Raw genomic sequence first — 13,938 nt, forward strand, 5'->3', positions numbered from 1 at the left:
TTATTATTTTGATTCTAGGACATTTTCTTGTCTGAATTATGTAGTGAAATTCAGACAAGAGATGCATTTCTTGTAAGACAAAAATTACTGAATCATTTGTGCTTTTAAACGCAAAATTTCATCACGTAATCGTGCCGCCTGCTCAAACTGAAGATCTTTTGATGCTTTCAGCATTTCTTTTTCCAGCTTATTCATGTGTTTGGCCAAAAGTTTCGGATCAGACATTAAATGACGTTCATCTGCACTCAAAGCCTTGGCTTGTTGAGAGATTTTTTCATCAATTTCGTCATCCGCCAACACCTCACCCGTATCAATATCTTTATGATTTTGACGTACAGCACTGCGCGGCGTAATACCATGTTCTAAGTTAAAGGCGATTTGTAAGTTACGACGACGATCCGTTTCATCAATCGCCTTTCGCATAGAGTCGGTCACTCGGTCGGCATATAAAATGGCTTTACCATTTAAGTTACGTGCAGCACGACCAATGGTTTGAATTAATGAGCGTTCAGATCGTAAGAAACCTTCTTTATCGGCATCCAAGATAGCCACCAAAGAAACTTCTGGCATATCCAAGCCTTCACGCAATAAGTTAATCCCGACAATCGCGTCGTACACACCCGAACGTAACTCATGAATAATTTTGGTACGCTCAACAGTATCGATATCTGAATGCAGATAAGCGACTTTCACACCATATTCTTTTAAATATGAAGTTAAATCTTCCGCCATCCGTTTAGTGAGCGTTGTCACTAATACACGTTCATTCAACTCTTTACGATTATTAATTTCTGAAAGCACATCATCGACTTGTGTTAACACAGGACGTATTTCGATTTCAGGGTCAACCAAACCTGTTGGACGCACCACCTGCTCTACAATTTGTTCGGATTTTTCCATCTCATAGTGCGCTGGTGTTGCACTGACATAAATTGTGGACGGAACAATTCGCTCCCATTCCTCAAATTTCATCGGACGGTTATCTAAAGCGCTTGGCAAACGGAAGCCATAATTCACCAAATTTTCTTTACGTGAACGGTCACCTTTATACATAGCGCCAATTTGAGGAACGGTAACATGCGATTCATCAATAATGAGGAGTGCATCGTCTGGAATATAGTCGAATAAAGTTGGAGGTGCTTCCCCTGCTGGACGACCTGATAAATGACGCGAGTAGTTTTCAATACCATTGGTATAGCCAAGCTGCTGCATCATCTCAAGATCATAGCGTGTACGTTGCTCAATACGCTGAGCTTCCAGCAATTTATCGTTGGCACGGAAAAAACCAAGGCGCTCTTTCAATTCATCCCGAATGGTATCAATAGCGCGGTATAAGTTATCTTTTGGTGTTACATAATGGCTTTTCGGATAAATCGTCACGCGCGGAACTTTACGCACCAATTTGCCTGTTAATGGATCGAACCAGCGAACCGAATCCACTTCGTCATCAAACAGTTCAATTCGAATTGCATTTTGATCTGATTCCGCAGGAAAAATATCAATAATTTCACCGCGAATACGGTAAGTACCCCGTAAAAATTCAAGTTCATTCCGCGTATATTGCATCTCAACCAAACGACGAATAATGTCATCACGGCTGATACGATCACCTTCAACAATATGTAAGAGCATGCTCATATAAGCATTAGGATCGCCCAGACCATAAATTGCGGACACGGAAGCAACAATAATCGAATCTCGACGCTCTAATAGTGCGCGCGTCGCCGACAGTCGCATTTGGTCGATGTGATCGTTAATCGATGAATCTTTTTCGATAAAAGTATCGGAAGATGGTACGTAGGCTTCGGGTTGGTAATAGTCATAATAGCTGACAAAATATTCCACCGAATTGTGCGGAAAAAATGCTTTAAACTCACCGTAAAGCTGTGCTGCCAAAGTTTTGTTGTGTGCCATGATAATGGTTGGACGTTGGGTGCGTGCAATGACATTCGCCATGGTATAGGTTTTACCTGAGCCCGTTACCCCAAGTAACAACTGATTATGCATACCTTTTTCAACCCCATTCACCAATTTCTCAATGGCTTGCGGTTGATCCCCAGCGGGTTGATATTGTGTTACCAGTTCAAAAGGCTGTTCCTGCATCACACTCTTCTTCAACAATTCATCACAGACTTTATTATGAGGGCAAAGCGCAGCAAAACAACGTTAAATTTCTATAATGCTTGAAAGACAGACATCGCATAGAAATGTAAATTACGTCTGAGCACTTCAATTCAATAAGTCATTATTTATCAATCTTCAAAAACAACGCGCTTAGATTTATTTACAAAATGAAATGACATCTATTTTCAAGCATATTTCTTGCAATATTAAACGATTTTGATACTTGACCAATTTTGCTTTCGGCTGCAACATGAATCGAAGAATGGCGAAGATAAAAATATGATGACTTACCAATACCATGACGAAACTATCGTTAAAGATTTAGCTGATGACACCATATTTGTATTTGGCAGTAATATGGCAGGTCAGCATGCAGGAGGCGCTGCACGAACCGCACTTGAGCATTTTGGTGCGATGAATGGTGTAGGTCGTGGTTGGGCAGGTCAAAGTTTTGCAATTCCCACAATGAATGAACATTTACAACAAATGCCACTGTCTCAGATTCAGCATTATGTTGATGATTTTAAAATTTACACCAAAAATCACCCTAAATCGAAATACTTCATTACTTCGATTGGCTGTGGTGTTGCTGGATATAAAGTCGAAGAAATTGCGCCTATGTTTAAAGGTATTTCACATAACGTGATTTTCCCTATTTCGTTTCGTCCATTTGTTGAAAAAGCTCTGCCTAAACTCACTTCAAAACTTTTACATACGATTTATCGCGATTCAGTGATTTTTGCGACGTCTACCGATCAATTGGTCGATGTGCTTGCACTCTCTGAAAATGAAAAAAGTTTGGCAAAAATTGTGCTCAATACGCAAATGTATCCAACCGATAGTAATGGACGGGATCGTATTTTTGAAATTGAAGATATTTTACATGCACTCAACGGCAAGCTTTTTGAGTTTCAAAGCAATTCAGAAGGACCGATGATTTTCGGTGGTGCGATTTTAGCGTTATTGGAACTTTATAATATTAATGAGCAAGATTTTGCTGATGTTTGGATGGCAAAACGTGAAATTCAGCCACCACGTCCAGCAAATAAAGCACGTAAATAAGTTGTGTATGTAAAGCATAAAAAAAGCCAGTCATGAGACTGGCTTTTTTATTTTAACGTTTCCCCATAGAACGACGTGTACCACGAGGTGGCATCCATGTACGATCTGCATAACGTTGAGGTTTTGGGCGCATGTCTTCAAAAATTTCATCAGATGCGTTTTCATCTGCTTTTTTGATTGGAAAAGGCAGATTAACTAAAGCCTTTTTCTTGGGAGGATTTTGCGTACTCATTGGAATAACTCAATTGAATCTGGCGCTATTGTACAAAAAAAATCGGTTGGGGTGTAAATCGCTGTGTTCATTTCCTCAAAATCGAAGCAAAAAATTTAATTTTACAAATACAATAACCATTTAAAATACTGCTTATTGAAAGCCCCAAAAACGCCGAATGATAAATGGTCATAATCTTAAAAATTACTGCTTTTTTACATCGCTTATTGACATATATGACAGAAAAACCTGTCATTCATGCCAATAAATTTCTAATCTAAACAATAAGATATAAATGTGTCGCTTCAATAAATCACAAAACTTTTTACATAAAAACACATCTAAACGTCATTTTTAGAACAAATACTCTAAATTATTACAGAACCATTACGCTAACTCTTGTTTTCTATAACATTTTAGTGCATTTTATTTTTGAATAATGAGCACCTAGAAAAATTATTATCAATTGACGGACATGGAGTCCTTTAAAATGAAAAAAAGTGTATTGTGCATTGCTGCTTCTATGGCTGCCCTACCTATGCTCAGTCATGCAGACTCACCATATTTTAGTTTAAAAGATGGTGATGGCTTCAAACGTTTTTCTGTCTCTGTTGGTGCTCTACATGTTATGCCTCAGGGTAAAGCACAGCCTTTTCGCGTGAATACTGCTATCAATGAAGGTTATGAGGCAGACGTTGGTGATGTTAAATCACAAACAGTAAAAGACAATATTCGAGAAGGATACAAAGTCCCTCCACTGCTAGCCGGTGCGCTAGACCTTTTGGACACAGTTCCTGCTTCAATGAGTGGTAAAGCCACCATTTCAGGACTTGAGCAATGGGACAATCCAGGGACAGGCCTTGAAGCAGACGACGTCACCACTCTTGGGATCATGACCAACTATTTCTTCACTGACAACGTATCACTAGAAATGAAAGCGGGTATTCCGCCAAAAGTTGATTTACAAGGTTCAGGGAAAATTTACGCGCCATTTTCTGCAATTGCAAAACCACTAGGCGGCGCACTGGGAAATCTTGAACTTGAAAATGATATTTTCATTACCGACTTAGGCGCACATGGTGCAGCAGCTTCTGCACGTGCTTGGACACCTGCAGCAGAAATCCAATATCACTTTGGTAAAACTGGGGTAAATAAATTCCGTCCCTATGTTGGGCTAGGCGTGATGTATGCTTACTTTAATGAGTTGGAAATGAATCCACAAATTGAGAAAGATTTGATTGCCGCAGGTCACATGATTGCCAATATTAAAGAAGGTAATGCAGGCGCTTCTTTAGAAGGAAAACCCAGTAAGGCAAATCCAAAAGTTAAATTGGAAGCAACCGATGCTTTTGCACCTGTGCTAACAGCGGGCTTCACTTATGATTTCAATGATAAATGGTTTGCTGTAGGTTCTGTCAGCTATGCACACCTTCAGAATGAAACAACCATTACCGTTACAGATGCCACACATGGTGAATTGATTAAATCCAAAGCTGATATTGAAGTAAATCCAATCATGGCATATGCAGGCTTTGGTATGCGCTTCTAATTGCCAGTTCAAAATTAAAATGAGACGACTTCGGTCGTCTTTTTTATTGCGACAGTTATCTCAAAACGCTTTTTATAAAAAGACTAATCCATAAAAATTATTTATCGTTTGGTGAATTAAATTTAATCGCAAGTCAAAGTTGAATCGAATACCATTAGTATAAATTTAAAGTTTGTAGACCACTTGATGTCTGATACTCGTTTTTCTAAACCACTCATTTATATGCTTATTGGTAGTGCCATTATTTTGGCCTTATCGCTTGGTGTACGTCATGCCTTTGGTTTGTATTTGGTGCCAATGAGTACTGAGTTTGGTTGGGGGCATAATGTTTTCAGTCTTGCGATTGCCATGCAGAACCTAATTTGGGGTGCAGTTCAACCTATTACAGGTGCTTTCGCTGACAAATATGGTAGTAAAGTGGTTGTCGCCGTTGGTGGTGCACTCTATACACTGGGTCTATTACTCATGGCTGTCAGTTCCACAGGCATGTTGTTAAATTTAAGTGCGGGTTTAATCCTCGGTCTTGCACTTTCAGCAACGTCTTTTCCTGTTTTATTGTCTGCCGTTGGGCGCGCAGCACATCCTGAAAAGCGTAGTCTAGCGATGGGCATTGCCAGTGCAGCAGGGTCTTTTGGTCAATTTATCATGTTGCCCTCTACCCTTTTACTACTACAAAAATTCGGCTGGTCTTCAGCTTTGGTCGTTAGCGCCATTATAATTGCACTCATCATACCATTGGCTTGGATGCTTAAAGCCCCAATGTATGTCGCAGCAAATGCTCCAGCCTCTACTCAGCCTGCCTTGGGATTAAAAGACATTTTAAAATTGGCTTGGGAACATAAACCTTTTTGGTTCTTATCTTTAGGTTTCTTTGTATGTGGTTTTCAAGTGGTGTTTATTGGCATTCATTTACCAGGTTATTTGATTGATCATGGTTTTAATGCCACTACAGGCACGATTTTCCTAGCACTGGTTGGACTGTTTAATATCGTGGGTACCTACACTGCTGGCTGGCTAGGTGGAAAATATTCAAAACCGAAACTGCTTATGGGCTTATATGGACTACGCAGTATTGCCATCATTGCCTTCTTGGCACTTCCCCTGAGCACATGGACAATCTATACCTTTGGCGTCATTATGGGTTTATTATGGTTATCGACCGTACCACTCACCAATGGCATTGTTGCCAACATGTTTGGCGTTAAATACCTAACCATGCTCAGCGGCATAGTGTTTTTTACCCATCAAGTTGGGTCATTCTTTGGCGGTTGGCTCGGTGGCGTGAATCACGATATGACGGGCGACTACAACGCAATTTGGATTTTTTCGATTGTCTTAAGTCTATTTGGTGTCTTTGTCCATTTCTTCGTAAATGAGGAGAGCGTGGTAAATGAATGAATCTCTGCTTTGGCTTCGTATTGGCATAAGCTTTGCCATTATTGTTTTACTGTCATTGGCTTTACTGCTTTGGTTCAATACGCCTGAATTATTTGAATATTTCAATCAAGCATTTTGTGCGCATTAATGCCTTCCACATGCTCATAATCAAACAGTTCAACAGCAAAATTTTTGCAATAAAATACAGTTTTTATTAAAAGCTGTATTTTCAAGCACATAAATTAATTTATACATATTTTCATATACTTAGAATATTTTTTAATTTTTCAGCATCGAGGTTATTTCTTAGATTAGTACTCAACAAAACATAAATTGAGAACTTTTGAAATGACCGCTTTAACTCAACTATCGCAAGCGATTCATGATGCACCCCTTTGGCATCAAGCAGATCTTTACCAAGACCCAAGTGAAATTAGAATTGAACCACAACATGACCAAGCTCTCGGGGCAGTCGTTTATGGTTTAGATGCCCGTAAAGCACAAGCAGGCGAAACCATTTATCGTTTAAAGCAAGCATTAGCAGAGCATTTAATTCTTATTTTTAAAAACCAAAGTTTGGATGACCTGCAATATCTCGCCTTCACCAGCTACTTTGGTTCTATATTCCGTCCGGGTGCAGACATTCCCGTACTCGCATCACAAAACGATACAGGTACTCCTCCAGATGTGGTTCCAGTGTCTAATGCGGTAGGTCAAGGCGACTACACGGGTCATGGCGAATTGGCTGCACATGCAGACCATCAATGGACACCTCTACCCTCATTTGGTTCATTGCTATATGCCATTGAACTGCCACAGGATGGCGGACAAACTTCATGGTTCAATACCATTAAAGCCTATGAGGCATTAAGTGAAGACACTAAACAACATATAGACTCATTACAGCTGATCACCTATAACCCCTTTGTCCGTGCCAAAAGTAACAAGGGCACAACGGGTTATGGTTCAACGCCACTCTATCGTTTTAAAGATCAGCCGATCGTTGGACATGCTTACCCTCACCCATTGGTACGTACCCATCCTGAAAGTGGTCGCAAAGGTTTATGGTTAAATGAACGTTCTGAAGTTGAATTGGTTAATTATAACGATCAAACAGGTAGTCAATTAATTGCCAACCTCCGTGAACACCTATTAAAACCTGAATTTCGTTATGAACATCATTGGGAACAAGGAGACATCGTTTTTTGGGATAACCAAGCTACATTACATGCCCGCCGCCCATTTCCATCAGATCAACGACGATTACTGAAACGCATCAGTCTTGCAGGAGGCCGCCCTTACTAAGGATTAAATAATCAAATAGCTAAACGATAAAAGAACAAGAACAAGAACGACGTTTTAAAATGACAGATCTTCAGTAGCGTATAAAAACATAAATTTAGAATAAAAATAATCATACTGCTTGAAGATCTGTCCCCCATTTATTCAACTTCTAGCGCTTTAAACTCCGCAATCAAATAATCTAGCAATGCTCTCACAGCAGGCAACATGCCTTGTCTAGTTGCATAGGCAACATGGATGACACCTTGTGGTAGTTGCCACATTGGTAAAAGCTCGATGAGTTCTCCACTTTTAAGTTCTTCCCTTACAAAAACCAAAGGTAAAGACACGACACCAATGCCCGACATGGCAGCGAATTTCATAGCACTAAAGCTATCGGTTCTCAGCCGTGGGCTATACTCAATTTGCTGAGTTTGGCTTTTTTCACGATGTCGAAAATCCCAATAGTGTTTTGGTCGATCAAAACCAATGGTCGGTAGATCTGCTAAATCCTCTAAATTTTCAGGCAATGTATGTTCTTGAAATAATTGCGGTGATGCGACCAATACATGCTTCCACGCATCTAAATCACGCACAATCAAATCACTATCCATTAAAGGCATATTACGCACACGTATGGCTAAGTCCACGCCTTCTTCAATCACATCCACCCGATGATTGGTTGCCCATAAGTGCACATTCACTTCAGGATAACGCTGCATAAAATTAGTGATCATTTGCGCCACAGGCATCTCAACCAGTGCAACTGGGCAGGAAATTTTGATGACGCCACAGAGCTGATCATGCAAGGTGCTATAGACAAAGTTTTCAGTTTTTTCCACTTCATCTAAAATGCTAACGCAATGAATATAGAACTGTTGTCCTATTTCAGTCACCGTAAATTTACGAGTATTACGTTGAATTAAGCGCACATCTAACCGCGCTTCCAATTCCGAAATACGGCGCGAAAGTTTAGATTTAGTAATACCGAGCGCTTCACTGGCTTTAGTATATCCCTGATATTTCACTACTTGCACAAAGTAGTAGTAGTCATTCAAATTTTGCATGATTGTTTCATTTTTAGAATAATCTGTTGATGATTTCGCCCTGTCATTCACAAACTATACCTCAATAATAGAAGTATGAAACAACAGATTGAGGTTAATAACATGAATACAATTCAACGTGTTTATCAAAGTGATCGGAGTACTTGGGTCGGTGATGGATTCCCAACAAATTCAATGTTGCCCATGCAAGAGTTAGGCAATCAGACCAGCCCGTTTCTTGTTATGGGTTATACCGGTCAGTACCAATTTTCACCAAGTCAACATAAGCGTGGTGTAGGTATGCATCCACATCGTGGTTTCGAAACTGTGACGATTGTGTATGAAGGTGAACTTGAGCATTCGGACTCAAAAGGCAATCACGGCACAATCGGTCAAAATGAAGTGCAATGGATGACAGCAGCTCGCGGCATCATGCATGAAGAACGTCACTCAGCACATTTTGCTCAACATGGCGGTACTTTAGATATGGTTCAACTTTGGGTCAACTTACCAAGTCATGCCAAAATGTCTGAACCACGTTATCAGGAATTGACCGCTGCCAATATTCCCCAAATTGAATTGGAGAATAACGCAGGTATAGTTCGAATAATTGCAGGTGAATACGAATCGACTCAAGGCGCAGCTGAAACCTATAGTCCTTTAAATGTACTGGACATTCGTTTAAATGCAGATGCGACTCAAAGTTTTAAATTGGACCCTGCGTGGAATAACATGATTTTCGTCCTCAGTGGCTCCATTGAGATTGATGGTCAGTCTTATACACCAATGCAAACACTGTATGTGAATGCAGATGCAACTGAGGTGTCAATTCATGCCAATGAAGCAAGCAAACTGTTGATTCTTGGTGGTGAGCCGTTAAATGAACCCATTGCAGCACATGGTCCATTTGTCATGAATCCAGAAGACGAAATCCGCCAAGCCTTTTATGACTTTCAACATGGTCATTTTGCTTAAGCTTAGATACACCATGCTCAACTTGATGTTGAGAATCACATGAAAAAGCCCATCACAAGATGGGCTTTTTTTGGCCTTATAAAATGCTTTTTTCATGTTTGAGCGGCATTTTTTCTAACTAATTAGGACATCTCGATATCTATACAGACCATAAGTTTTGCAGATATTTGACGATATCTAACAACATCAAGATGTCATAATTTTGTTCTATCATTGGTAATTGTTCATTGATACTGCTTCTAAAAAATCAAATTCACAACAGCACTTAAAATTAAAAATGGATAAAAAGTTTGCCTTACCAATTTCATATCAACATTTATGGATGAGTTTTTTTAAACTCGGTTGCATTGCTTTTGGTGGCCCTGCTGCGCACTTGGTATTGTTTTATCGCTATTTTGTTCAGCAGCAAAAATGGCTTTCTGAAAATGAATACTCACATCTTTTGACTTTGGCTCAATTACTTCCCGGTCCCACCAGCAGCCAAGTCGGTATGGCGATTGGCTATTCACTCAAAGGTTACCAAGGTGCGATAGTCGCATGGTTTGGTTTTACCTTACCTTCTGCTGTAGTTATGACAGTCATTGCATTAATTGGACTGCAATACGCTGAATTATTTTCAAATCAATTCTTTCATATGATTCAACTTATTGTCATTGCTGTGGTTGCATGGGCATTTTGGCAAATGATGCGTAGTTTCTGTCAGACAAAATCACAATATTTATTAATGCTTTGTGCAGGATTTTTTGTATATTTCACGACCACTGCATTCAATCAAATTTTAGTCATTCTATTTGCAGCACTCATCGGGCTTTTCCTGTATCGAAAAAATTGTTTTCAGACTAGGCAAGCTTCTGTACCCACTGCAGCAAACCCCATCGATTTAAAGCATCAAAATCTCTACTTCAGAACTCTAAAATGGTCTTGGCTATGGCTAGTTGCTTTTATTAGCCCCTTCTTGATTTTTCACTTATGTGAAATAACCCGTCATGCCACTTCTTGCTACAGCTTAGAAAGCTTTTATCGCACGGCCTCATTAGTCTTCGGCGGTGGACATATTATTTTGCCTTTTTTGCATCAAGATTTTGTGCAAAATGGCATGATTAGCAACGAAACTTTTGATTTAGGATATGCTGTTGCACAGCTCATGCCCGGCCCATTATTTAGTTTTGCATCATATTTAGGTCCCTTTTTACCCATAAGCTCATCCAACGTGATAAATGCCATACTGGCAACGGTGGCAGTTTTCCTACCCTCATTCTTTTTACTGTTCGGGCTTTTACCTTATTGGTCAAAGCTGATGAACTATTCGATCATTTTTAATGTGATTAAAGCCGTTAATGCCGCTGTTGTTGGATTATTACTCTGCTTACTCATTCAAATGGGACAAAAGTACATCCTACAAGCTGTAGACGTCTTATTTATCGTGTTCGTCATTGTTCTTTTGCGGAGCAAAATACCCGTATGGGTGAGTTTAATGGTTAGCTTTGCTGTGTATTTTGGGCTGTTGAATATCCTCAATACACTATAAGTCATCATCCTCAACAAAACGTGCGCCCTTCACTACCGTTTCGCCATTTTCTTGATCAAGCTGATAATGCTGCACTTCACAATATTGTTTAATCATTTCCGCCAATTCATTGGAATGCGTGGTCAACCATAACTGAGTATAGCGACTGGCTTCAGCAATCAACCTTGCCAAAGCTGGTAACAAATCGGGATGCAAACTATTTTCTGGCTCATTTAATGCCATAAAATTGGGAGGACGTGGACTCAGTAAAGCCACAGCTAAACATAAAAACCTTAATGTACCATCTGAAAATTCTGCACTTTCTAAAGGACGTAAAATCCCCTCTTTTTGCATCATCATTTGAAAGCGACCACCCATTTCCTGTACAAAAAATTGACTGTGTGGAAATGCCTGATCTAACACCTCAAAGAGCGTTTCACTTTGCCCACGCTCGCGTAAGGTTTCAAATGCTGCAGCTAAATTTGTACCATCATGTGAAAGTATGGGTGAACGAATCCCCACTTGTGGAACCCGCATGGGTGAATTGCCACTGACGGAAAATTCATGATAAAAACGCCAGTTCCGCATTGTCTCACGTACTTGTGACACTTCAGGATACAAATGTGGATCGGACAATTGCCCAAAGATGGAATCTTCTTGCGTCAACGTCATGGGGTAGGAAATTCGCTGATCATCGACATTTTTTAAAAAAGCAGCTTGGTTCACCCGATCCATCAACTCACTCATTGAACGCCGTTGATAACCACTTAACCAAATATTTTCTTTTTTCACCAAAGGATCGAGTGCAAACATCGTAATCAAAGGTTCAGGAAAACCGATTTCTAATTGATATTCATAATGCTCCATCTCAACCGCGAGCTTCATACGTTTCGGATCTTTGGCTCGATCACCTGCGCGGTGACCACCCGCCCACATGATTTTTTGAATGCCACCTTCATTGGCAATCGCTTGCGACAACTGCCCATTTGCAGCTTCATGTAATAAACGCACTGCTTTATATAAATTGGATTTTCCACAACCATTGGGACCGCTAATAATATTCAGCCGTGACAATGCCAAGTTCATCTTATGAATGGAACGAAATCCTTGAATGGACAGAGAACGTATGGTCATAAAAATCCTAATCTATTTTTTTAAATTTTTGGCTTAGTGTTATGGTCGCTATTTTTTTACGATGATCATGGCGATTTTACTCGAAATAAAAAAGCCTGCAAGTTGACACTCACAGGCTTTCATTAGAATTGAAAAGTTTAAATCTTCTATTTTCAGCTAGTGAAAATGAGGACTTAAACGCTCAACTTAGAATAAACGGTTCATACCATTTAAGGTGGCAACACGATAAGCTTCCGCCATGGTTGGATAGTTGAATGTCGTTTCCACAAAATACTTGATAGTATTTTTAGGACTATTCATTACCGCTTGGCCAATATGGATAATTTCCGCTGCGTTATTACCAAAGCAATGCACGCCCAAAATTTCCAAAGTATCACGATGGAACAAGATTTTAAGCTCGCCCACGGTATCACCTGTAATTTGCGCACGTGCAAGGTGACGGAATGATGCTTGTCCAACTTCGTACGGAATTTTTTCTTCAGTTAACTGTTGTTCAGTCTTACCAATTGATGAAATTTCCGGAATGGTATAAATCCCTGTTGGAATATCCGTTACAGGAGCAATACCTTCTTCACCACTCATATTCGAACCTGCACAACGACCTTGGTCATATGCAGCAGAGGCAAGTGATGGCCAACCAATCACATCACCCGCAGCGTAGATATTTTCTACTTCTGTTTGGTATTGATCATTTACAGTCAATTGACCACGACTATTTGGTTTAATGCCAACATTTTCAAGGCCCAAGCCATCTGTATTACCAGAACGACCGTTACACCATAAAATTGCATCAGCTTTAATTTTCTTACCACTGAGTAGATGAAGCACAACATGGTCGTCATGTGTTTCTAAATGATCAATTTGTTCGTTATGACGAATCAATACACCTTGTTCACGTAAACGATATGACAATGCATCTGAGATTTCATCATCTAAGTAGCTGAGCAACTTGTGTTGTGTATTGATCAAATCAACTTTGTGATCAAGACCAATAAAGATAGATGCATATTCACAACCAATTACACCTGCACCATAAATGATGATTTTTTGAATTGAATAATCCAAATCCAAAATTTTGTCTGAATCAAAGACACGAGGATGGTTAAAATCAAGTGCAGCGGGACGGTACGGACGTGAACCTGTCGCAATCACCAATTGCTGAAAAACTAAAGTTTCAGTCATGCCTTCATTGGTGAAAATTAGTGCTGTATTTTGATCTTGAATATATGCACGGCCATGATAGATATCAATTTTGTTACGGTCATAAAAACGTGAGTGAGTTTCAACTTGCTGTTGAATCACTTTATGTGCATTACGTAACACCTGTTTCATGGTGAATTGTTTCCATTCACCTACTTTTTGGAACATTGGGTCACGTTGGTAACGCAAAATGCTTGAAACTGTCTGACGCAACGCTTTACTAGGGATCGTGCCGACATGGGTACAGTTACCGCCAAGCTGTTCACGCATATCTACAATGGCAACTCGCTTACCAGATTTAGCAAGTTTCATTGCAGCGCCTTCACCAGCAGGGCCTGAGCCAAGAACTACCGCATCGTATTTCACGAAAGTTCCACTTACGACCTCTTTCTTACGTGGCATTCAAAGCTCCTTACAAAATATTTCTTTAGTCTGGGCTCTATTATGACGTATATCCTAACTTTTTTGGATA

General features: G+C 39.9%; 12 protein-coding genes. 7 read left to right on the forward strand and 5 right to left on the reverse strand.

Annotation, left to right across the window (positions count from 1 at the left end):
* Positions 1–84 precede the first annotated feature (84 nt).
* Positions 85–2,106: an excinuclease ABC subunit UvrB gene (uvrB, locus tag B9T33_RS02880; protein WP_086177453.1), complete on the reverse strand. Its 2,022-nt coding sequence runs from the start codon at positions 2,104–2,106 to the stop codon at positions 85–87.
* Between the two features lie 300 nt (positions 2,107–2,406).
* Between uvrB and B9T33_RS02885 the strand changes: the two genes are divergently transcribed.
* Positions 2,407–3,186 carry a hypothetical protein gene (locus tag B9T33_RS02885; protein WP_086177609.1) on the forward strand — a complete coding sequence of 260 codons (780 nt, stop codon included), beginning with the start codon at positions 2,407–2,409 and terminating at the stop codon, positions 3,184–3,186.
* 52 nt (positions 3,187–3,238) lie between these two features.
* Here B9T33_RS02885 and B9T33_RS02890 read toward each other — a convergent pair whose 3' ends face one another.
* The gene (locus tag B9T33_RS02890) at positions 3,239–3,418 is read right to left on the reverse strand and encodes a hypothetical protein (RefSeq protein ID WP_086177454.1); all 180 of its coding nucleotides are present in this window, start codon (positions 3,416–3,418) and stop codon (positions 3,239–3,241) included.
* Between the two features lie 469 nt (positions 3,419–3,887).
* On the opposite strand from B9T33_RS02890, the gene B9T33_RS02895 reads away from it, so the two are divergent.
* From B9T33_RS02895 to B9T33_RS02905, 4 genes are all read left to right on the forward strand, one after another.
* Entirely contained in the window at positions 3,888–4,946 is a 1,059-nt protein-coding gene (locus B9T33_RS02895) for an OmpW/AlkL family protein (protein ID WP_086177455.1), read from the forward strand.
* A gap of 186 nt (positions 4,947–5,132) precedes the next feature.
* Positions 5,133–6,344, forward strand: a complete 1,212-nt coding sequence (locus B9T33_RS02900; protein WP_086177456.1) for an MFS transporter — start codon at positions 5,133–5,135, stop codon at positions 6,342–6,344.
* The gene (locus tag B9T33_RS16635) at positions 6,337–6,471 is read left to right on the forward strand and encodes a hypothetical protein (protein WP_265733587.1); all 135 of its coding nucleotides are present in this window, start codon (positions 6,337–6,339) and stop codon (positions 6,469–6,471) included. The genes B9T33_RS02900 and B9T33_RS16635 overlap by 8 nt, the downstream gene beginning before the upstream one ends.
* Before the next feature lie 200 nt (positions 6,472–6,671).
* Positions 6,672–7,628: a TauD/TfdA dioxygenase family protein gene (locus B9T33_RS02905; RefSeq protein WP_086177457.1), complete on the forward strand. Its 957-nt coding sequence runs from the start codon at positions 6,672–6,674 to the stop codon at positions 7,626–7,628.
* A 137-nt stretch (positions 7,629–7,765) separates the two neighbouring features.
* On the opposite strand, the gene B9T33_RS02910 is transcribed toward B9T33_RS02905, so the two are convergent.
* On the reverse strand, positions 7,766–8,671 hold the full coding sequence (locus tag B9T33_RS02910) for a LysR substrate-binding domain-containing protein (RefSeq protein WP_086177458.1): 906 nt from the start codon (positions 8,669–8,671) through the stop codon (positions 7,766–7,768).
* Positions 8,672–8,773: 102 nt separating this feature from the next.
* Between B9T33_RS02910 and B9T33_RS02915 the strand changes: the two genes are divergently transcribed.
* Positions 8,774–9,625 (forward strand): pirin family protein, encoded by an 852-nt coding sequence (locus B9T33_RS02915; RefSeq protein WP_086177459.1) that lies wholly within the window; start codon positions 8,774–8,776, stop codon positions 9,623–9,625.
* Positions 9,626–9,902: 277 nt separating this feature from the next.
* A complete protein-coding gene (gene chrA, locus B9T33_RS02920) occupies positions 9,903–11,153 on the forward strand; it encodes a chromate efflux transporter (RefSeq protein WP_086177610.1) in 1,251 nt (416 codons plus the stop codon).
* On the opposite strand, the gene B9T33_RS02925 is transcribed toward chrA, so the two are convergent.
* Both B9T33_RS02925 and sthA read right to left on the reverse strand, forming a co-directional pair.
* Positions 11,148–12,266, reverse strand: a complete 1,119-nt coding sequence (locus B9T33_RS02925; RefSeq protein WP_086177460.1) for an AAA family ATPase — start codon at positions 12,264–12,266, stop codon at positions 11,148–11,150. The genes chrA and B9T33_RS02925 overlap by 6 nt on opposite strands.
* 186 nt (positions 12,267–12,452) lie before the next feature.
* Positions 12,453–13,868, reverse strand: a complete 1,416-nt coding sequence (sthA, locus tag B9T33_RS02930) for a Si-specific NAD(P)(+) transhydrogenase (RefSeq protein ID WP_086177461.1) — start codon at positions 13,866–13,868, stop codon at positions 12,453–12,455.
* Positions 13,869–13,938 lie beyond the last annotated feature (70 nt).

This window comes from Acinetobacter sp. ANC 5054, assembly GCF_002135295.1.
Taxonomy (GTDB): Bacteria; Pseudomonadota; Gammaproteobacteria; order Pseudomonadales; family Moraxellaceae; genus Acinetobacter.

What these genes read in the sequence shown, in the direction of transcription:
- B9T33_RS02885 (WP_086177609.1), top strand. Translation starts at nt 2,407, where the DNA reads ATGACTTACCAATACCATGACGAAACTATCGTTAAAGATTTAGCTGAT.
- B9T33_RS02890 (WP_086177454.1), bottom strand. Translation starts at nt 3,418, where the DNA reads ATGAGTACGCAAAATCCTCCCAAGAAAAAGGCTTTAGTTAATCTGCCT.
- B9T33_RS02895 (WP_086177455.1), top strand. Translation starts at nt 3,888, where the DNA reads ATGAAAAAAAGTGTATTGTGCATTGCTGCTTCTATGGCTGCCCTACCT.
- B9T33_RS02900 (WP_086177456.1), top strand. Translation starts at nt 5,133, where the DNA reads ATGTCTGATACTCGTTTTTCTAAACCACTCATTTATATGCTTATTGGT.
- B9T33_RS16635 (WP_265733587.1), top strand. Translation starts at nt 6,337, where the DNA reads ATGAATGAATCTCTGCTTTGGCTTCGTATTGGCATAAGCTTTGCCATT.
- B9T33_RS02905 (WP_086177457.1), top strand. Translation starts at nt 6,672, where the DNA reads ATGACCGCTTTAACTCAACTATCGCAAGCGATTCATGATGCACCCCTT.
- B9T33_RS02910 (WP_086177458.1), bottom strand. Translation starts at nt 8,671, where the DNA reads ATGCAAAATTTGAATGACTACTACTACTTTGTGCAAGTAGTGAAATAT.
- B9T33_RS02915 (WP_086177459.1), top strand. Translation starts at nt 8,774, where the DNA reads ATGAATACAATTCAACGTGTTTATCAAAGTGATCGGAGTACTTGGGTC.
- chrA (WP_086177610.1), top strand. Translation starts at nt 9,903, where the DNA reads ATGGATAAAAAGTTTGCCTTACCAATTTCATATCAACATTTATGGATG.
- B9T33_RS02925 (WP_086177460.1), bottom strand. Translation starts at nt 12,266, where the DNA reads ATGACCATACGTTCTCTGTCCATTCAAGGATTTCGTTCCATTCATAAG.
- sthA (WP_086177461.1), bottom strand. Translation starts at nt 13,868, where the DNA reads ATGCCACGTAAGAAAGAGGTCGTAAGTGGAACTTTCGTGAAATACGAT.